Annotated in this window: 17 protein-coding genes; 7 read left to right on the top strand and 10 right to left on the bottom strand. The window is 53.2% G+C overall.

Annotated features, from left to right (window positions below):
* Positions 1-340 precede the first annotated feature (340 nt).
* Together gltB and BJP35_RS16515 are read left to right on the top strand one after the other, a co-directional pair.
* Positions 341-4,801 carry a glutamate synthase large subunit gene (gltB, locus tag BJP35_RS16520; RefSeq protein WP_032679060.1) on the top strand — a complete coding sequence of 1,487 codons (4,461 nt, stop codon included), beginning with the start codon at positions 341-343 and terminating at the stop codon, positions 4,799-4,801.
* 9 nt (positions 4,802-4,810) lie between these two features.
* Positions 4,811-6,229: a glutamate synthase small subunit gene (locus BJP35_RS16515; RefSeq protein ID WP_014171835.1), complete on the top strand. Its 1,419-nt coding sequence runs from the start codon at positions 4,811-4,813 to the stop codon at positions 6,227-6,229.
* Positions 6,230-6,334: 105 nt separating this feature from the next.
* On the opposite strand, the gene BJP35_RS16510 is transcribed toward BJP35_RS16515, so the two are convergent.
* The 6 genes from BJP35_RS16510 to sspA all read right to left on the bottom strand — a co-directional run bounded on the left by BJP35_RS16510 (position 6,335) and on the right by sspA (position 12,345).
* Complete coding sequence (locus tag BJP35_RS16510) at positions 6,335-6,895, bottom strand: hypothetical protein (RefSeq protein WP_047743789.1); 561 nt, start codon at positions 6,893-6,895, stop codon at positions 6,335-6,337.
* The gene (locus BJP35_RS16505) at positions 6,892-9,312 is read right to left on the bottom strand and encodes a fimbrial biogenesis usher protein (protein WP_047743791.1); all 2,421 of its coding nucleotides are present in this window, start codon (positions 9,310-9,312) and stop codon (positions 6,892-6,894) included. Before BJP35_RS16505 ends, BJP35_RS16510 begins: the two co-directional genes overlap by 4 nt.
* A gap of 9 nt (positions 9,313-9,321) precedes the next feature.
* Positions 9,322-10,026 carry a fimbria/pilus chaperone family protein gene (locus BJP35_RS16500; RefSeq protein WP_014171838.1) on the bottom strand — a complete coding sequence of 235 codons (705 nt, stop codon included), beginning with the start codon at positions 10,024-10,026 and terminating at the stop codon, positions 9,322-9,324.
* Positions 10,027-10,146: 120 nt separating this feature from the next.
* Positions 10,147-10,830 (bottom strand): DUF1120 domain-containing protein, encoded by a 684-nt coding sequence (locus BJP35_RS16495; RefSeq protein WP_047743792.1) that lies wholly within the window; start codon positions 10,828-10,830, stop codon positions 10,147-10,149.
* Positions 10,831-11,209: 379 nt separating this feature from the next.
* Positions 11,210-11,701 (bottom strand): ClpXP protease specificity-enhancing factor, encoded by a 492-nt coding sequence (gene sspB, locus BJP35_RS16490; protein ID WP_025202910.1) that lies wholly within the window; start codon positions 11,699-11,701, stop codon positions 11,210-11,212.
* A gap of 5 nt (positions 11,702-11,706) precedes the next feature.
* Positions 11,707-12,345: a stringent starvation protein SspA gene (gene sspA, locus BJP35_RS16485; protein WP_014071978.1), complete on the bottom strand. Its 639-nt coding sequence runs from the start codon at positions 12,343-12,345 to the stop codon at positions 11,707-11,709.
* Here sspA and BJP35_RS24310 point away from each other — a divergent pair.
* Positions 12,344-12,646 carry a hypothetical protein gene (locus BJP35_RS24310; protein WP_136342246.1) on the top strand — a complete coding sequence of 101 codons (303 nt, stop codon included), beginning with the start codon at positions 12,344-12,346 and terminating at the stop codon, positions 12,644-12,646. The two genes, sspA and BJP35_RS24310, sit on opposite strands and share 2 nt — an antisense overlap.
* An 11-nt stretch (positions 12,647-12,657) precedes the next feature.
* Here the strand turns inward: BJP35_RS24310 and rpsI are convergent, their stop codons facing one another.
* From rpsI to zapE, 3 genes are all read right to left on the bottom strand, one after another.
* Positions 12,658-13,050, bottom strand: coding sequence for a 30S ribosomal protein S9 (gene rpsI, locus BJP35_RS16475; protein WP_003860436.1), 393 nt, complete (start codon positions 13,048-13,050; stop codon positions 12,658-12,660).
* A 15-nt stretch (positions 13,051-13,065) separates the two neighbouring features.
* Positions 13,066-13,494: a 50S ribosomal protein L13 gene (gene rplM, locus BJP35_RS16470; RefSeq protein ID WP_003860434.1), complete on the bottom strand. Its 429-nt coding sequence runs from the start codon at positions 13,492-13,494 to the stop codon at positions 13,066-13,068.
* A gap of 289 nt (positions 13,495-13,783) precedes the next feature.
* Positions 13,784-14,908: a cell division protein ZapE gene (zapE, locus tag BJP35_RS16460; protein WP_025202908.1), complete on the bottom strand. Its 1,125-nt coding sequence runs from the start codon at positions 14,906-14,908 to the stop codon at positions 13,784-13,786.
* Positions 14,909-15,097: 189 nt separating this feature from the next.
* Between zapE and zapG the strand changes: the two genes are divergently transcribed.
* The 3 genes from zapG (at position 15,098) to degS (ending at position 18,193) form a co-directional block, all read left to right on the top strand.
* Complete coding sequence (zapG, locus tag BJP35_RS16455) at positions 15,098-15,496, top strand: Z-ring associated protein ZapG (protein ID WP_014171843.1); 399 nt, start codon at positions 15,098-15,100, stop codon at positions 15,494-15,496.
* A 169-nt stretch (positions 15,497-15,665) separates the two neighbouring features.
* The gene (gene degQ / locus BJP35_RS16450) at positions 15,666-17,033 is read left to right on the top strand and encodes a serine endoprotease DegQ (RefSeq protein ID WP_014171844.1); all 1,368 of its coding nucleotides are present in this window, start codon (positions 15,666-15,668) and stop codon (positions 17,031-17,033) included.
* Positions 17,034-17,125: 92 nt separating this feature from the next.
* Entirely contained in the window at positions 17,126-18,193 is a 1,068-nt protein-coding gene (gene degS / locus BJP35_RS16445) for an outer membrane-stress sensor serine endopeptidase DegS (protein WP_025202907.1), read from the top strand.
* Between the two features lie 83 nt (positions 18,194-18,276).
* On the opposite strand, the gene mdh is transcribed toward degS, so the two are convergent.
* Entirely contained in the window at positions 18,277-19,215 is a 939-nt protein-coding gene (gene mdh / locus BJP35_RS16440; RefSeq protein WP_014171846.1) for a malate dehydrogenase, read from the bottom strand.
* 397 nt (positions 19,216-19,612) lie between these two features.
* Between mdh and argR the strand changes: the two genes are divergently transcribed.
* Positions 19,613-20,083, top strand: a complete 471-nt coding sequence (gene argR, locus BJP35_RS16435) for a transcriptional regulator ArgR (RefSeq protein WP_014171847.1) — start codon at positions 19,613-19,615, stop codon at positions 20,081-20,083.
* Positions 20,084-20,100 lie beyond the last annotated feature (17 nt).

Below are 20,100 nucleotides of genomic sequence, written 5' to 3'. Positions count from 1 at the left end.
CGTTGTAAATAGAGTTGAATTTCTTTTATATACAAATAGTTAATAGCTCTTTAGCACATTTTTGTATAAATAAGATTGCCATTTGACCTGTGTACCAATTCCCGATAAGTTGGAAATCCGCTGGAAGCTTTCTGGATGAGCAGCCTGCTCATCATATTTATGCAGTAATTGAGATTCCCTCTGAAGCAAGTCCTCAAACTTGTTTACCTGCGCGAAAGGATGAAAAAGAGGGCGAATGCGAGGTACGCGTATGAAACGCAAACCCCGTCGCCATGCTCTTTCTGTGCCTGTGCGCCACGGTTCAGTGGGAAGCCCGACGAGCCTGGGGAGGTTCACTGATATGTTGTACGATAAATCCCTTGAGAAGGATAACTGTGGTTTCGGCCTGATCGCCCACATAGAAGGCGAACCTAGCCACAAGGTAGTGCGTACTGCTATTCACGCACTGGCCCGCATGCAGCACCGTGGTGCCATCCTTGCTGATGGTAAAACCGGCGACGGTTGCGGTCTGCTGCTGCAAAAACCGGATCGTTTCTTCCGTATCGTTGCGGAAGAGCGCGGCTGGCGTTTAGCCAAAAACTACGCTGTCGGTATGCTGTTCCTGAATCAGGATCCTGAAAAAGCTGCCGCCTCACGCCGCATCGTCGAAGAAGAACTTCAACGTGAAACCCTGTCTATTGTTGGCTGGCGCGATGTGCCAACCAACGAAGGGGTACTCGGCGAAATCGCCCTCTCCTCGCTGCCTCGAATTGAACAGATTTTTGTTAATGCCCCTGCGGGCTGGCGTCCGCGTGATATGGAACGCCGTCTGTTTATCGCCCGTCGTCGCATTGAAAAACGTCTCCAGGACGACAAGGAGTTCTACGTCTGTAGCCTCTCTAACCTGGTGAACATCTATAAAGGTCTGTGTATGCCGGCTGACCTGCCGCGCTTCTACCTGGACCTGGCGGACCTGCGTCTGGAATCGGCCATCTGCCTCTTCCACCAGCGCTTCTCCACCAACACCGTCCCTCGCTGGCCGCTGGCACAGCCGTTCCGCTACCTGGCGCACAACGGCGAGATCAATACCATTACCGGTAACCGCCAGTGGGCGCGTGCTCGTACCTATAAGTTCCAGACGCCACTGATCCCAGACCTGCACGATGCCGCGCCGTTCGTTAACGAAACCGGCTCTGACTCCAGCTCCATGGATAACATGCTGGAGCTGCTGCTGGCAGGCGGTATGGATATCGTGCGCGCCATGCGTCTGCTCGTGCCACCGGCATGGCAGAACAACCCGGATATGGATCCAGAGCTGCGCGCATTCTTCGACTTTAACTCCATGCACATGGAGCCGTGGGATGGCCCGGCGGGCATCGTTATGTCCGACGGTCGCTTTGCTGCCTGTAACCTGGACCGTAACGGTCTGCGTCCGGCACGCTACGTCATCACCAAAGATAAGCTCATCACCTGCGCCTCTGAAGTCGGTATCTGGGATTACCAGCCTGACGAAGTGGTTGAGAAAGGCCGCGTTGGCCCGGGCGAGCTGATGGTTATCGACACCCGCGGTGGGCGCATTCTGCACTCTGCTGAAACCGATAACGATCTGAAGAGCCGCCATCCGTACAAAGAGTGGATGGAGAAAAACGTTCGTCGCCTGGTGCCATTCGAAGATCTGCCGGATGAAGAAGTGGGCAGTCGTGAGCTGGACGACGATACGCTCGCCAGCTTCCAGAAACAGTTTAACTACAGCGCCGAAGAGCTGGATTCCGTGATCCGCGTACTCGGTGAAAATGGCCAGGAAGCGGTCGGCTCCATGGGTGACGATACCCCGTTTGCCGTGCTCTCCAGCCAGCCACGCATCATTTATGATTACTTCCGTCAGCAGTTTGCGCAGGTGACCAACCCGCCAATCGATCCGCTGCGTGAAGCACACGTGATGTCACTGGCCACCAGCATCGGTCGCGAGATGAACGTCTTCTGCGAAGCTGAAGGCCAGGCGCACCGCCTGACCTTTAAATCGCCGATCCTGCTGTACTCTGATTTCAAACAGCTCACCACCCTGAAAGAGGATCACTACCGCGCCGACACGCTCGATATCACTTTCGACGTGACCGAAGCGACCCTCGAAGAGACGGTGAATGCGCTGTGTGACAAAGCGGAACAGATGGTGCGTAACGGTACCGTTCTGCTGGTGCTCTCTGACCGCAATATTGCGAAAAACCGTCTGCCGGTACCGGCCCCAATGGCGGTAGGTGCTATCCAGACGCGTCTGGTCGATAAGAGCCTGCGCTGCGACGCCAACATCATTGTTGAAACCGCCAGCGCCCGCGATCCGCACCACTTTGCCGTGCTGTTAGGCTTTGGTGCGACGGCTATTTACCCGTACCTGGCCTACGAAACGCTGGCGCGTCTCGTGGATACCCGTGCTATCGACAAAGATTACCGCACGGTGATGCTGAACTACCGTAACGGCATCAACAAAGGCCTGTACAAAATCATGTCCAAAATGGGCATCTCGACCATCGCCTCCTACCGCTGCTCGAAGCTGTTTGAAGCGGTCGGTCTGCATGACGACGTGGCGACACTTTGCTTCCAGGGCGTTATTAGCCGTATCGGCGGTGCCGGATTCGCTGACTTCCAGCAGGATCTGATGAACCTGTCGAAACGCGCCTGGCTGGCACGTAAGCCGCTGGATCAAGGTGGTCTGCTGAAGTATGTCCACGGCGGTGAATATCACGCTTATAACCCGGACGTGGTGCGTACGCTGCAACAGGCCGTTCAGAGCGGCGAGTACAGCGATTACCAGCAGTATGCTGAACTGGTGAACAGCCGTCCGGCGGCGACGCTGCGCGACCTGCTGGCGCTGAACCCGGGTGATGAAGCCGTCAGCATTGACGACGTTGAGCCTGCCACTGAACTGTTTAAACGCTTTGACACCGCGGCAATGTCCATCGGTGCGCTCAGCCCGGAAGCTCACGAAGCGCTGGCTGAAGCGATGAACAGCATCGGCGGCAATTCAAACTCCGGTGAAGGTGGTGAAGACCCTGCCCGTTATGGCACCAACAAAGTCTCACGTATCAAGCAGGTTGCATCCGGTCGCTTTGGCGTCACGCCAGCGTATCTGGTTAACGCCGACGTGATTCAGATTAAAGTCGCTCAGGGTGCAAAACCGGGCGAAGGCGGCCAGTTACCGGGTGATAAAGTCACGCCGTATATCGCCAAATTACGCTACTCCGTACCGGGTGTGACGCTGATTTCGCCGCCACCGCATCACGATATTTATTCTATCGAGGATCTGGCTCAGCTGATTTTCGACCTGAAACAGGTCAACCCGAAAGCGATGATCTCCGTGAAGCTGGTTTCCGAACCGGGCGTTGGCACCATCGCGACCGGTGTGGCAAAAGCCTATGCGGACCTGATCACCATCGCCGGTTATGACGGTGGTACCGGGGCAAGCCCACTCTCCTCCGTGAAATACGCGGGCTGTCCGTGGGAGCTTGGCCTGGTGGAAACCCAGCAGGCGCTGGTGGCTAACGGTCTGCGTCATAAGATCCGTCTGCAGGTGGATGGCGGCCTGAAAACCGGCCTCGACATCATCAAGGCGGCGATTCTGGGTGCGGAAAGCTTTGGTTTCGGCACGGGCCCTATGGTCGCGCTCGGCTGTAAATACCTGCGTATTTGCCACCTGAACAACTGTGCTACCGGTGTTGCAACCCAGGACGAGAAGCTGCGTAAGAACCATTACCACGGCCTGCCGTTCAAAGTGACGAACTACTTTGATTTCATTGCCCGCGAAACCCGTGAGCTGATGGCACAGCTGGGCGTGAAACGCCTGGTGGATCTGATTGGCCGTACCGACCTGCTCAAAGAGCTGGAAGGTTTCACAGCCAAACAGCAGAAGCTGGAGCTGTCTAAGTTGCTGGAAACTGCCGAGCCACATCCTGGCAAAGCAGTCTACTGCACCGAGAACAACCCGCCGTTCGACAATGGCGTGCTGAACGCGCAGCTGCTGCAGCAAGCGAAGCCGTACGTGGATGACAAGCAGAGCAAAACGTTCTGGTTTGATATTCGCAACACTGATCGTTCTGTCGGTGCATCGCTTTCCGGTTACATCGCGCAAACGCACGGTGACCAGGGCCTGGCGGCCGACCCGATTACCGCGCACTTCAGCGGTACCGCGGGTCAGAGCTTCGGCGTGTGGAACGCCGGCGGCGTTGAACTGTATCTGACCGGTGATGCCAACGACTATGTCGGTAAAGGCATGGCGGGTGGTCTGCTGGCGGTGCGTCCGCCGGTCGGTTCAGCCTTCCGTAGCTGCGATGCCAGCATCATCGGTAACACCTGTCTGTACGGCGCGACCGGTGGTCGTCTGTTTGCAGCGGGTCGTGCAGGTGAACGTTTTGCCGTACGTAACTCCGGTGCCATCACCGTAGTTGAAGGTATCGGTGATAACGGTTGTGAATACATGACGGGCGGGATTGTGTGCGTCCTGGGTAAAACCGGCGTGAACTTTGGCGCAGGCATGACGGGCGGTTTTGCTTACGTCCTGGATGAAGACGGTGAGTTCCGCAAACGCGTGAACCCTGAACTGGTGGAAGTGCTGGACGTTGAAACGCTGGCTATCCACGAAGAACACCTGCGCGGTTTGATTACCGAACACGTGCAGCATACCGGTTCTTCGCGCGGCGAAGAGATCCTGGCCAACTGGCCGGCGTTCTCTGCGAAATTCGCGCTGGTTAAACCGAAGTCCAGCGATGTTAAAGCCCTGTTGGGTCACCGTAGTCGTAGCGCAGCAGAGCTGCGTGTGCAGGCGCAGTAAGGAATTCAGATGAGCCAGAACGTATACCAGTTTATCGACCTGCAGCGTGTTGATCCGCCAAAAAAACCGCTGAAGATCCGTAAAATTGAATTTGTAGAAATCTATGAGCCGTTTTCAGAAGGCCAGGCCAAAGCACAGGCAGACCGCTGCCTGTCCTGCGGTAACCCTTACTGCGAATGGAAATGTCCGGTCCATAACTACATCCCGAACTGGCTGAAACTGGCCAACGAAGGACGTATTTTTGAAGCTGCCGAGCTGTCTCACCAGACAAACACCCTGCCGGAAGTGTGCGGCCGCGTGTGTCCTCAGGACCGTCTGTGTGAAGGTTCCTGTACGCTGAACGACGAATTTGGCGCGGTGACCATCGGTAATATCGAACGCTATATCAACGATAAAGCCTTCGAAATGGGCTGGCGTCCGGATATGACCGGCGTGAAGCAAACCGACAAGCGTGTGGCGATCATCGGTGCAGGCCCGGCGGGCCTGGCCTGTGCGGACGTTCTGACCCGTAACGGCGTGAAGGCGGTGGTCTTTGACCGCCATCCGGAAATCGGCGGTCTGCTGACCTTCGGTATTCCGGCCTTTAAGCTGGAAAAAGAGGTCATGACCCGCCGCCGTGAAATCTTCACCGGTATGGGCATAGAGTTCAAACTGAACGTTGAAGTCGGTCGCGACGTGCAACTCGACGACCTGCTGAAGGATTACGACGCCGTCTTCCTGGGCGTGGGAACCTATCAGTCCATGCGCGGTGGTCTGGAAAATGAAGATGCGCCGGGCGTATTCGACGCACTGCCGTTCCTGATTGCCAATACCAAACAGATCATGGGCTATGGCGAAACCGCCGATGAGCCGTATGTCAGCATGGAAGGCAAACGCGTGGTGGTGCTGGGTGGGGGTGATACCGCGATGGACTGCGTGCGTACCTCCATTCGCCAGAATGCGGCACACGTGATCTGCGCCTATCGTCGTGACGAAGAAAACATGCCGGGCTCTAAACGCGAAGTGAAAAACGCGCGTGAAGAGGGCGTGGAATTCCAGTTCAACATCCAGCCTCTGGGTATTGAAGTGAATGCCAACGGCAAAGTGAGCGGCGTGAAAATGGCGCGCACTGAGATGGGTGCGCCGGATGCGAAAGGTCGTCGTCGCGCAGAGATCGTGGCAGGCTCCGAGCATGTTATCCCGGCCGATGCCGTAGTAATGGCGTTCGGTTTCCGTCCTCACAGCATGGAGTGGCTGGCGAAGCACAGCGTAGAGCTGGACTCTCAGGGTCGTGTTATTGCGCCGGAAGGCAACGAAAACGCGTTCCAGACCAGCAACCCGAAAATCTTTGCTGGCGGTGATATCGTTCGCGGTTCCGACCTGGTCGTTACCGCGATTGCCGAAGGCCGTAAAGCCGCTGACGGTATTCTGAACTACCTGGAAGTGTAAGAAAAAAGCCGGATGGCAAATACCATCCGGCTTTTTTTATGCGGTTAACCGCCGTTGATTCTCCCCCTGCAGCTCCGCTTTTCTGTGGTGCCGCGAAAAGAAGGGTTACTTCGTCAATAAGCTCCAGGTCAAATCACTTTCCAGCGTAGTTTGATCTGTCAGATGGCTGAACGCGCTTTCGTTGAGTACCGGAGAGAGCGTTACTTTGAAACTCATCTGCTGGCCGGAAGGGACCTGGTTATTCTCAAGCGCAATCACCGCCTCGTTATTACGCAGATAAAACGGCGTCGGCGTACCGTTTTCCGGCGTGAAATTCAGCTGATCGACCGTTTTACCCACGCTGTAACTTTTGCCATCGACGGTCATGTTGTCAATTTTGACTGCGACACCGCCGGACTGCCCAAAAAGAAACCGCCCCTTATCTCCCGCTGTACCGCGCAGTATCACCGCCATCTGCTGAGACTGAGGGCAAAAAACATTTACCGTGATGTCGCGATCGGCCATTTTATGCCAGTCCTGCTGCGTCGTTTCGATCGTATCCCGGCGCATCTCATGATAATCCACCACCGGCTGTGAGAGACTGAGCTGGCACTCTTCAGCATGGGTTATTCCTGTCACACCGAGCATCAGCAAGGCCACTAAGCCCGATAAGTGTCGACTGTTCATCGGCAGACTCCGTTCACTTCTTCATAGAAGGCATTTTCGTCACGCTTATCAGCCAGGGTGTAATCAATCTTACACAGTCGGTTATTGTCACCGTCTAGCGCGTACAGCGCACTCAGCTGATCGGCATCGTTAATAAAGACGTGGCCATCATCAACCGTGGTCACGATATAGTTACCTTTCTCATCAACAATCGAGATCCCTTTACTCAGGGGCTGACCGTCAGCCTGCTTAACGCTTAGCATGACGCGGCGGCTGTTGAGTACTTTGAAATCAATCTCGCTGACCGAGGCATGGCCTGCGGCAATATATTTCGTGCCGTTAGCCAGCGTCATACTCTGCGGCAGCTTATTAGCATCAATTTCTATGCGGGAGTTATGCCATTCGTTGAGTGAAGGTACCACGGCCTGGCCCCATGGATCGGTCCAGACGGTACCTTGCGGAGTGGAGATTTCAACGCCGCTCTTCTTCTCGCTCAGTCTGGCAATCGCGAAGGTGTCCTGAATCGTATACGGCGAGAAAGTCACACCCTCTTTATGCATGGCCACGCCACCCGACAATGTCGCATTGTAGTTCCGCTGATTATCCCCACTGGTTCCGCCCCCCACGCTCAGTTGCGTATAGCGCAGGTTAGTGTTGATGTTGCCGTTGAAGCTGTTGTCTTTCGAATCCTGATCGCGATCGGCTGAGATGTAATAGTTCGTATTGTCTCCCAGCGAGCCGCTGTTAGACGCGCCATAGGAGGTGCTATCACCCTGTTTACGCATATAGGTACTGATGGACTGACTGCCGCCGAGCGGGATGCTCACGTTGACGTAGAACATCTCATTGTCCTGATCGTCATCGACATTACCGACCGCACTTTGCCAGTTCATGGATACTGACGCGTACGTAAAGGTCTTGCCCCATGACAGCAAGAGGTAACGTGAATCTTCACCGTCACCGCTGGTCTGGTTGTAGTTGAACCCTGCGCTAAACACCCCCGCCAGAGGGGAGGAGAAACGAACGTTGCCGGAATAGGTGTTGTCATATCCCTGATAATCATCGTCCATCGCATCAGCCAGTTCGCGATACTCTCCGCTGTAATGCGTCGCACTGCCTGAAAGACCGACGTACTCGTTCAGGATGTAATCACTTTGCAGCTCGGTTTTTACCCCGCTGCTGCTGTCACCAAAGCTCGCATTGCTGACTGCCGCACCCGTTGAAAGGGTCAAGTCATCGCTTATCAGGAACTCTGTCCTGCCGCCTGCCGCCTGATAGTTTTCCGCAGCGGCACCTGAAGCCAGGAGATTCATCCACGGAGAGACACGCCAGCCGTCAGAGATGTTCATCACCAGCGGATCGTTATAGTCGCTGTCGATGCTGCGCACCTGACCTACAGAAAGGGTTAGCCCCTGCGGGCGTGAAAGGTTGCGCGCCCTTACCTGAGACGCCGGGACGATGAAACGGTTAGTTGCGCCGTCGGATTCCACCACCGAGACGTCCAGATCCACATTGTTGCGAACCACGGGCACGTCATCCAGCGTGAAGGGGCCGGCTGGCACAAGGGTACTGAAGACCAGTTGACCGTTCTGGCGGATTTCGACACGTGCCTGGGAAGACTGGGCAATACCGGACACGCTCACGCCAGAGCTTGCTCTCGCCAGACCGCTGGTCGGCATAAACTGAACGCCGGTAATCGGCACCCCGCTCAACACGTTAGACATGGCGTTGATTTCACCCACCTGCATCGTCATTTTTTGCGCGGTAAAGACATGCTCTGCATAGGTGTAAATGCTTTCGGCATTTCGGCTACCGTCGTCATCCGTCAGGATATAACGGCTGCGCAGCGCCCAGTCCATTGTGTTGAATCCGGCCTCCAGGCTGGCCTGAGAGTAGCGGCTGCTGTCATTGTCACCATAGTCGTTATGGGTGCTGAACAATGAATAGTTCAGCAGCGCCGCCGTTCCGCCATGCTGGAAGTTTTTGATATCCGACGACAGACTGTTCACCGCTTCAGCTGGCAGATAGAGTTCAACGGCCTCCTGGTTAGGCAAGGCGTTGATGACGGCTTTAGGATAGTTATCCCGAATATCATGACACTCCTCACCGGACTTTATTGACACAGGCATCAGCCCAGCAAACTCCATGAGATCGTTATCAAAGCAAAGCATGCCATCTTTGTTGAAACGAACTGCAGCCATTCCTCGCTCTTTCCCGTTGACCTTCACCGAAACGGAGTGGGTTCCGGGTAAAAAGCGTGGTGCTTCTGCGAAGTAATGGTTGAGATCTTTATTCAACCCCAGCGTTTGCATTATCCCCGTGTCGAAGGTGACCTCCCTCGCCAGAACGGATGTTGAATCAAGTAACACCAGAGGTAATGTGCCGCAAAGAATGGCGCGGACACAAAGTGCAAGGCGGCTTTGTTTACTCACCGTCATATCCCTATTTTATTTATTTAATTCCGACGTAAAGCTCGGTACCTCAACGCCATAGCGGCTGGCCGGGAAAAACTTAACGCTGCTGTCACCGCTGACTTTCTTACTCATATCAGCCGTTAGCGTTTCGCCAGGAAGAATGTAGGTTTTGGACAGAGAGGCACTCACACCTGAAGGCAGCAGCATCACGTTCTGCCCAAGACGGACCACATATTTGCTGGGATTGTTCACGGTGACGGACGTGCCGTTTGAGGACCACTTCAGGAACTTCCAGGCATCAGTGACCACTCCCAGGGATGCCGGACGAATAAGCACGGGGATATCCTGGCGAATGTTAATGCCAATCTTTATTTTTTTATCATCGTTTTTAGGCGGAATACCGTCGAATGTGACGCGTTTATAATGCTCTACATCCAATGGCTGTTTGTTCTGAAGAATAAAGCGCAGCTGCTGCGTCTGACCTGGCTCAAGACGTACCACCGGCTGCGTTGCAATAAGCTTAAGACCGGTATCGTCCGGCAGGTCAACGACATTTGTATATAAAAGTGAAGGATGCGAATCGGTATTCTTGACGTTAATCGTTCCACTGTGCGTCGCTTCATCAATGATTAACAGACTGGTTTCAGGCACCATGCCTTCTGCATGTACAGCAACACTGGCAGATAATAACGCGGCAGTAATAAGCGTGTTAAATAAAGTGGATTTTAAACAATGCATAATAATATCTCCTTGAAAGCAACAACAGAACAGTCCATGTTTATCGCGCCGTTAAAAAGAGAGTAAATGCAGCGCATTTACTCTCCGGTTAATTAAATTACGTTTACTCGATTAAAAGTCTTACAGATAACGCAGGCTGATAGTCACCTGACCATCAAGCTGGGTGTCATCAGTGATCGCCAGCGTGGTGGTATCCTGGATCGCCAGAGAGGTCACCAGTGGGAAGGTTGCGGTCTGGAACGCCAGTGGAGCCAGGGTGCCAACAGTCGCAACGGTGAAATCACGATAGTTATCGCCCTGAGTTGTACCGTTGGTGCTCTTCGACCAGTTACCGGTAGCATTCTGCTGGTAAATTGGGTCAACTTTAGCGCCGTCAGCCATTACGCTGTCAGTTTTAACGAACAGCGAGTATGTTCCGATGTTCACTGGTGTTGTACCTGTTGTTTTACCTACACCGTAAGTCTGGCTTTCAGACGAATTAGAACCACCACCAAACATGCCATTCTCAACGGTGAGTTTCGCGTTAGAATCAGCGCGATCGTCAATCATATTCCAGGACACTTTTGTTGCTGCGGTGCAGGTAATAGTCAGATCGATGTCTTTCTGGCCCAGCTGGTTAACTGCCGTTGAGCTTAAACCACCCAAACTAATTGTGCCGTAGTCAACCGTTCCGCCGTTGCTTAACTGAGGCGTACAGGCTGAATTAGTCAGCGTACCTTTGACTTTCAGAACGGCAGTCGGGTTAGCCGCAAAAGCGGATGTCACACAGAGAGAGAGCGCAGTAGCGAGTAAAACCTTTTTCACTTGTTATTCCTTAACATATGAGTAATTGCAATATTAAATACAGTAGGGATAAATAAATTTACCCCATACTGTTTATCGTCATGCTTGAGAGCATGCGTAGATAATATAATCTTTATAAATACAAGCAATTTAGAAAAATTAATTTATGGATTTAGAATAACGTTATCAATAAGTGATATTTATTTATAAAAGTGTATATAGCTTTAAAACGACATATTATATTCAGCGGAGATATAGCTTGAAATTATCCGAACGGTGGGGGCAAGCAAAAAAGAAGGGATGTATATAATTTACTTTATTAAACGTTTTGACATAAAAAGACATAAAAAAATCCAGCTAGTCTGAATAACTAACTGGATAGTCGATAAAAATGCTTTTACTACTTCACAACGCGCAGTGCCGGACGGCCTCCGCGCGGCGGCGGATCGTCATCAGGATCGTCATTGTGATCGGGCTTGTCACCCTCAATGACCGACATCAGCGTTTCGCTTTCGTTTTCCGAAGCGCCGTTTTCGTCATTCAGGCCGACAACATCCTCGTCATAAGCCGCTTCCGGCTCAAACATGGTGCCTGCACCGTTTTCACGCGCATAAATCGCCAGCACCGCAGCCAGCGGTACAGAAACCTGACGCGGCACACCGCCGAAACGCGCGTTAAAGCGCACTTCGTCGTTGGCCAGTTCAAGGTTACCCACCGCGCGCGGCGCGATGTTCAGTACGATCTGCCCGTCACGTGCATATTCCATAGGAACCTGCACGCCCGGCAACGTCACATCCACAACCAGGTGCGGCGTGAGCTGGTTATCCAGCAGCCATTCATAGAAGGCGCGCAGCAGATACGGACGGCGTGGGGTAAGTTGTGACATTTCCACAGTCATTAGCCTCGGCCGAGACGCATTTCACGTTCCGGTTCAGTTAAAGATGCCAGGAAAGAATCGCGTTCAAATACGCGAGTCATGTAGCCCTTCAGCTCTTTCGCGCCCGGACCGCTGAACTCTACGCCCAGGGTTGGCAGACGCCAGAGCAACGGCGCCAGGTAGCAATCTACCAGGCTGAACTCATCGCTCAGGAAGAATGGTTTCTGACCAAACACAGGGGCAATCGCCAGCAGCTCTTCACGCAGTTGCTTACGTGCAGCGTCTGCTTCAGAAGAGGAACCGTTGACGATAACGTTCATCAGCGTGTACCAGTCTTTTTCGATACGCTGCATGTACAGGCGGCTTTCACCACGTGCAACAGGGTAAACAGGCATCAGTGGTGGATGCGGGAAACGCTCATCCAGATATTCCATAATGATACGGGATTCCCACAGGGTCAGCTCGCGATCCACCAGCGTCGGTACGCTTTGGCTCGGGTTGAGATCGATCAGATCCTGAGGCGGGTTATCCTTTTCCACATGCTCGATCTCAAAACTGACACCTTTCTCGGCCAGCACGATACGAACCTGATGGCTATAAATGTCAGTAGGACCAGAAAACAGCGTCATTACCGAACGTTTGTTGGCAGCGACAGCCATGAAAACCTCCAGGTATATTCAGAATTTTTACTGCTACCAGCCCAAACAGGGCCAGCCAGATGTTGTATCGCCCATCCCAGAGAAAACACATTGTTCAAGAATCGAACAAAAAACGAGTATTCACCGATATTTGGGCAGAAAATTGGATGATAGTTTACCAGATTTTGATGGCTTTGTGGTGAGGGGATTCTGGAAATGTGGAAAAAGAGAAGATATATGCAGTGATGCTGTGGATAACCTGCACATTATCCATAAAAAAAAACCCGCCGAAGCGGGTTTTTCGCCAATCGTTTCTGCGTAAGCAGAAAAGGATTAACGTTTGGAGAACTGTGGACGACGACGTGCTTTACGCAGACCCACTTTCTTACGTTCAACCTGACGAGCGTCACGAGTAACGAAGCCAGCTTTACGCAGTTCAGAACGCAGGGATTCGTCGTACTCCATCAGAGCGCGGGTGATACCGTGACGGATCGCACCTGCCTGACCGGAGATACCACCACCTTTAACGGTGATGTACAGATCCAGTTTTTCTACCATATCAACCAGTTCCAGCGGCTGGCGAACTACCATGCGGGCAGTTTCACGACCGAAGTACTGTTCCAGAGAACGTTGGTTGATTACGATTTTACCACTGCCCGGTTTGATGAACACGCGAGCTGCGGAACTTTTGCGGCGACCAGTGCCGTAGTATTGATTTTCAGCCATTGCCTATAATCCCGATTAGATGTCAAGAACTTGCGGTTGCTGTGCCGCGTGGTTGTGCTCGTTACCTGCGTAAACTTTCAGTTTACGGAACATAGCACGACCCAGCGGGCCTTTTGGCAGCATGCCTTTAACCGCGATTTCAATCACACGCTCAGGACGGCGAGCAATCATCTCTTCAAAGGTCGCTTCTTTGATACCACCGATGTGGCCAGTGTGATGGTAGTACATTTTGTCTGTACGCTTGTTGCCGGTTACAGCAACTTTATCTGCGTTCAGAACGATGATGTAATCACCCGTATCAACGTGCGGAGTGTATTCCGCTTTATGCTTACCGCGCAGGCGACGAGCCAGTTCAGTAGCCAGACGGCCCAGAGTTTTACCGGTCGCGTCAACAACATACCAGTCGCGCTGTACGGTTTCTGGTTTAGCTGTAAAAGTTTTCATTAAAAGCTTACCCAAATAATAAGTTACACGTTGGTGAACACCCAAACGTTTAGTCAGTTGAGGTTCACACGACAAAGTCCGGCAAACCTACCCCTTCGAATAGCTAATGCCGACACATAGAAAGTTTCGGGAAAAAAACCTTCTCGTAACGTGGGGTCGCAAGATTATAGAGAAGTTGAGGTCAAAGATCGACCCTTAAATGTGATTCGAGGCGGGTTTTTCGGGGGTAAGGTTTTTGCGGTCTGCCGCCCTCACCCCCAGCCCCTCTCCCACAGGGAGAAGGTCGCATTTATGGCATATGCTGAAGCTTAAGATACTCCTCGCTTTGCATCTCCTGCAGGCGCGACAGACAGCGCTGGAACTCAAACTTCAGCCGCTCGCCTTTATACACCTCATATAAAGGTACCTCGGCGCTGACCACAAGCTTCACGTGACGCTCATAGAACTCATCGACCAGCGCAATGAAGCGGCGCGCTTCGCTTTCCATCAGCGGCGTCATGACCGGCACGTTGTGCAGCATCACGGTATGGAACAGGCGCGAGAGCGCGATGTAGTCATGCTGACTGCGGGCATCCACACAGAGCGTTGCAAAGGAGACGGCCAGGGTTTGATTTTCGACACCCAGGGTTTGCAGCGGGCGATGGTTAATCTCGAGCTCAGGGGCATGAGCCCGTTTTGCCCCCGCCAGCGCCAGCCACAGTTTATCCATCTGTTGCGTGGTCTCATCGTTTAAGGGAGAGAGCCACAGATGCGCCTGAGTTAAGGTACGCAGGCGGTAATCCACCCCGGCATCAACATTCATGATGTCGCAGTGCTGTTTGATGGCATCAATAGCGGGCAGGAAACGCGCGCGCTGCAGGCCATTGCGGTAAAGCTCATCCGGCGGGATATTCGAGGTCGCCACCAGCGTTATCCCGCGCGCGAACAGCGCTTTCATCAGGCCACCCAGCAGCATGGCGTCGGTAATATCGGAGACAAAAAACTCGTCAAAACAGAGTACGTCCGTTTCCGCCTTAAACCTGTCGGCCACAATCTCCAGCGGATCGCTTTTGCCCTGCAGTGCCGTCAGCTCTTCGTGAACACGCAGCATGAAGCGGTGGAAATGCAGGCGCTGCTTACGGGTACCCGGCAGGCTCAGATAAAAGAGATCCATCAGCCAGGTTTTCCCGCGCCCGACGCCGCCCCACATATACAAACCGCGCACCGGCGCATGAGTCTGCGGCTCTTTTTTTCCGAGCAACCGCCCCAGAGCCGCCTTCAACCCACCGCTCTGTTCACCCTCTGCAGGTTTTGCCGTGAGCTCCTGATAAATCGTATCCAGACGATTCACCGCTTCACGCTGAACGTCATCCGGCTGATGTGTACCCTCATTAAGGGCAAGTTGGTATCGCGATGCAGGGGACAGGTTTTGCATAAACGTATTGTTATTCCTTCAAATAATACTCACCAGCAGACGTGACTGATGAAAAAAAGGCCGTTCTACACTACGCGATGATACGTCAGGATTCCACTTCTGCGGAAATAGCGGTTATAGTGGCAATATCAGGCACAGGCAGGAGCCGAGCCAACACCCTACGGAACAACAAGACAACGGGAGAAGTTCATGACCTGGGAATATGCGCTAATCGGTTTAGTCGTCGGCATCGTCATTGGTGCTGTGGCCATGCGTTTCGGTAATCGCAAATTGCGTCAGCAGCAGTCACTGCAGTACGAACTGGAAAAGAACAAAGCCGAACTGGAAGAGTATCGTGAAGAGCTGGTCAGCCACTTTGCCCGTAGCGCCGAGCTGCTGGACAACATGGCGACCGACTATCGTCAGCTCTATCAACATATGGCAAAAAGCTCCAGCAGCCTGCTGCCAGAAATGACCGCGGAATCCAATCCATTCCGTAACCGTCTGGCCGACTCTGAAGCCGGTAACGATCAGGCCCCTGTTCAGATGCCACGCGACTATTCAGATGGCGCGTCTGGCCTGCTGCGCGGCGGTGCAAAACGCGATTAATCGCACAACCTGAATTTATTTTACGGGCGCTGCTATTGCGCCCGTCCTTTCTTCATGACCCCAGCTATTATTGAGTAAGCACTTCATTGTTCAGCGGTTTAAAATTCAATAACATCAACGTGTTTTAGGGCCGTTTTTCCTTTATTCCAGGTTACGAGAGTCAGCATCGATGAAGAAAAAAAACCAGCTGTTGAGCGCTATAGCGTTAAGTGTCGGGTTATCTCTCTCGGCGTCCTTCCCTGCATCTGCCGCCCTGCCTTCCCAGGTACCCGGCCAGGCGGCAATTCCAAGCCTTGCACCAATGCTGGAAAAAGTTCTGCCTGCGGTAGTGAGCGTGCAGGTAGAAGGCACGGCATTACAAAATCAACGCGTACCTGAAGAACTGAAAAAATATTTTGGCGATGAGTCGCCCGACCAGCAGGCGCAGCCTTTTGAAGGTCTGGGTTCTGGCGTCATTATTGATGCGGCCAAAGGTTATATTCTGACCAACAATCATGTTATCAGTCAGGCCGATAAAATCAGCGTACAGCTGAACGATGGACGTGAGTTTGAGGCCAAACTGATTGGCGGCGATGACCAGAGCGACATCGCACTGCTGCAGGTGCAAAACCCGAGCAATCTGACTCAAATTGCCATTGCGGACTCCGATAAACTGCGTGTCGGTGATTTTGCTGTCGCCGTGGGAAATCCGTTTGGTTTAGGGCAAACCGCCACCTCCGGGATAATCTCGGCGCTGGGTCGCAGCGGTCTGAATCTGGAAGGTCTGGAAAACTTTATCCAGACCGATGCCTCAATCAACCGAGGGAACTCCGGCGGGGCATTGCTCAATCTCAACGGCGAGCTGATTGGGATTAACACCGCTATCCTGGCGCCGGGCGGCGGCAGTATCGGCATCGGTTTTGCTATCCCCAGCAATATGGCCAAAACGCTGGCGCAGCAGCTCATTCAGTTCGGTGAGGTCAAACGCGGGCTGTTGGGCATCAAAGGGATGGAGATGAGCGCTGACATCGCGAAAGCGTTCAACATCAATGTGCAGCGCGGTGCGTTTGTCAGTGAAGTGCTGCCAAACTCCGGCTCGGCAAAAGCTGGCGTGAAGTCGGGCGATGTGATTGTCAGCCTGAACGATAAACCGCTGAGCAGCTTTGCGGAACTGCGCTCGCGTATTGCCACCACCGAACCGGGTGCCAAAGTGAAGTTAGGCCTGATTCGTGATGGTAAGCCGCTGGATGTCGAAGTGACGCTTGATAAGAGCACCTCATCCTCTGCCAGCGCGGAGCTTATCGCCCCGGCGCTGCAAGGGGCAACGCTGAGCGATGGGCAGCTGAAAGACGGGACGAAAGGGATTAGCGTCGATACCGTCGAGAAGAGCAGCCCTGCCGCGCAGGCCGGATTGCATCAGGATGATGTGATCATCGGAGTGAACCGCAATCGCGTGCAATCCATCGCAGAACTGCGCAAGGTGCTGGAAAGCAAACCGGCGGTCATTGCCCTGCAGGTTATGCGCGGCAACGAGTCTATCTATATTCTGTTGCGCTAAGCATTTGCGATTCCGGACATCACCGCTGCGTGTGATGTCCGGATAACTCATGTTATGCTGCAAATCGTTCCTTTATTAACGACACGCGCATCATGCTTTTAAAGCTCTTTCGTTCAATTGTCATCGGTTTGATTGTTGCCGGCCTGCTGCTGGTCGTCATGCCGTCTTTACGCCAGTTCAATAAGCTGTCGGTGCCTCAGTTCGACAGTGCGGATGAAACGCCTGCGACCTACAACCAGGCCGTTCGCCGTGCCGCGCCTGCCGTGGTTAACGTTTATAACCGTGGCCTCAATAGCTCAGCCCATAACCAGCTGGAGATCCGCACTCTCGGCTCCGGGGTAATTATGGACGAGCGCGGCTACATCATTACCAACAAACACGTGATTAACGATGCCGACCAGATCATCGTTGCCCTGCAGGATGGCCGCGTGTTTGAGGCCCTGCTGGTGGGCTCGGATAGCCTGACCGACCTGGCCGTGCTGAAGATCAACGCCACGGGCGGTTTACCGGTTATTCCTATTAACCGTAAACGAACCCCTCATATTGGCGACGTCGTGCTGGCTATCGGTAACCCTTATAACCTGGGTCAGACGATCACGCAGGGGATTATCAGCGCCACTGGTCGCATTGGCCTCAACCCGTCGGGACGGCAGAACTTCCTGCAAACCGATGCGTCCATCAACCACGGTAACTCCGGCGGTGCGCTGGTCAACTCGCTGGGCGAACTGATGGGTATCAATACCCTCTCGTTCGATAAGAGCAATGACGGTGAGACGCCGGAAGGGATTGGGTTCGCCATTCCATTCCAGCTGGCGACCAAGATCATGGATAAGCTGATCCGCGATGGCCGTGTGATCCGCGGTTATATTGGTATTGGCGGTCGTGAAATTGCGCCTATGCATTCGCAGGGCGGTGGCATCGATCAGATTCAGGGCATCGTGGTCAACGAAGTGTCGCCTGGCGGCCCGGCGGCTAACGCGGGAATTCAGGTTAATGATGTCATCGTGTCGGTCAACGGCATACCAGCGGTATCGGCGCTGGAGACCATGGATCAGGTTGCGGAGATCCGTCCTGGCTCTATCATCCCGGTTGAAGTCATGCGTAACGATAAGAAGCTGACGCTGCAGGTGACGATTCAGGAATACCCGGCCACCAACTGACAGGCATAAAAAAACGGAGCGCATTGCTCCGTTTTTTTTGCCGGGCGGCATGACTGCTTACCCGGCCTGTGGGGACATCCGTTTTACTTGTTAACGAACTCTTCGCCCAGAGTGATATCTTTCTTCAGCGTATCCAGCATGCCTTCCATCGCGTTCTGTTCAAACGCGCTCAGCTTGCCAATCGGCTGATGTTCTTCGATACCGTTTTTACCCAGCAGCAGCGGCTGAGAGAAGAAACGAGCGTGTTCTCCGTCGCCTTCAACATACGCGCATTCAACAACGCCTTTCTCGCCCTGCAGTGCACGAACCAGTGACAGACCAAAACGTGCCGCCGCCTGACCCATAGACAGGGTTGCAGAACCGCCACCCGCCTTCGCTTCCACCACTTCGGTGCCCGCGTTCTGGATGCGTTTGGTCAGGTCAGCCACTTCCTGCTCGGTGAAGCTAACACCAGGGATCTGCGACAGCAGAGGCAGAATGGTGACACCAGAGTGACCGCCGATAACCGGCACTTCAACTTCTGAAGGCTGTTTGCCTTTCAGTTCAGCCACAAAGGTGTTGGAACGGATGATGTCCAGCGTGGTCACGCCGAACAGTTTGTTCTTGTCGTAAACACCGGCTTTTTTCAGCACTTCTGCCGCGATAGCAACCGTGGTGTTCACCGGGTTGGTGATGATACCAATGCACGCTTTCGGGCAGGTTTCAGCAATCTGCTGCACCAGGTTTTTCACAATACCCGCGTTGACGTTGAACAGGTCTGAACGATCCATGCCTGGCTTACGCGCCACACCAGCGGAGATCAGCACCACGTCCGCGCCCTGCAGGGCAGGACGAGCATCTTCACCGGAGAAGCCTTTGATTTTCACAGCTGTCGGGATGTGGCTCAGGTCAACCGCCACACCTGGGGTTACCGGAGCAATATCGTACAGGGAGAGTTCTGAGCCTGAAGGCAGTTGGGTTTTCAGTAGTAGGGCAAGCGCCTGGCCGATACCACCAGCAGCGCCGAGGACTGCGACTTTCATCCTAAACTCCTTATTATGGTTAACTTAAGTATCTGTAACTCCGTTGCGGCGACCATAATTCAGCAGGTAATTAATTACAATTTTCGTCACTAAATAATTTGAGGTCGCGCGACTTTATCTCTCACCAGAAGGCTATCTGACGACAGACGACAACGAATTAAGAGGGGGTTACAATACACCCTGCCACGCCACCAAAACAACATCATTTTGATAACATTTAATTTACTTTTAAGCTTATTTGCTTGCCGTGACCCAGGCATGTTTTCTGATAACGAAATCTGATAAAATCACTCCCTTTCATAACATTATTTCAGCCTAACCGCTGGCAGATAATTTGCATAAAAATTCATCCACATGCATAATAATGTTGTTTCTTTCGTCATATTCCGGGTGACTTATGCGAAGCTCGTCTAAGCAAGAAGATTTAGTGAAGGCGTTTAAAGCGCTACTCAAAGAAGAGATATTCAGTTCTCAGGGAGAAATTGTTCAGGCTTTACAGGAACAAGGCTTCGATAACATCAACCAGTCGAAAGTCTCCCGCATGTTAACCAAATTTGGTGCGGTACGTACGCGTAACGCCAAAATGGAGATGGTCTACTGCCTGCCTGCAGAACTTGGCGTGCCAACCACCTCCAGCCCGTTAAAGAATCTGGTTCTCGATATCGATTACAACGATGCCGTTGTCGTGATCCATACCAGCCCAGGTGCTGCACAGTTGATTGCACGTATGCTGGACTCGCTGGGTAAGCCCAAAGGCATCCTTGGGACGATTGCGGGTGACGATACCATCTTCACTACCCCCGCCAATGGCTTCTCAGTGAAAGATCTCTACGAAGCGATTCTGGACCTGTTCGAGCAGGAACTCTGATTACCCTCCCCGTGGCG

This window comes from Enterobacter sp. J49 (genome assembly GCF_002148625.1).
Lineage (GTDB): Bacteria > Pseudomonadota > Gammaproteobacteria > Enterobacterales > Enterobacteriaceae > Enterobacter > Enterobacter ludwigii.
This window is presented reverse-complemented; position numbering and strand designations above follow the sequence as displayed.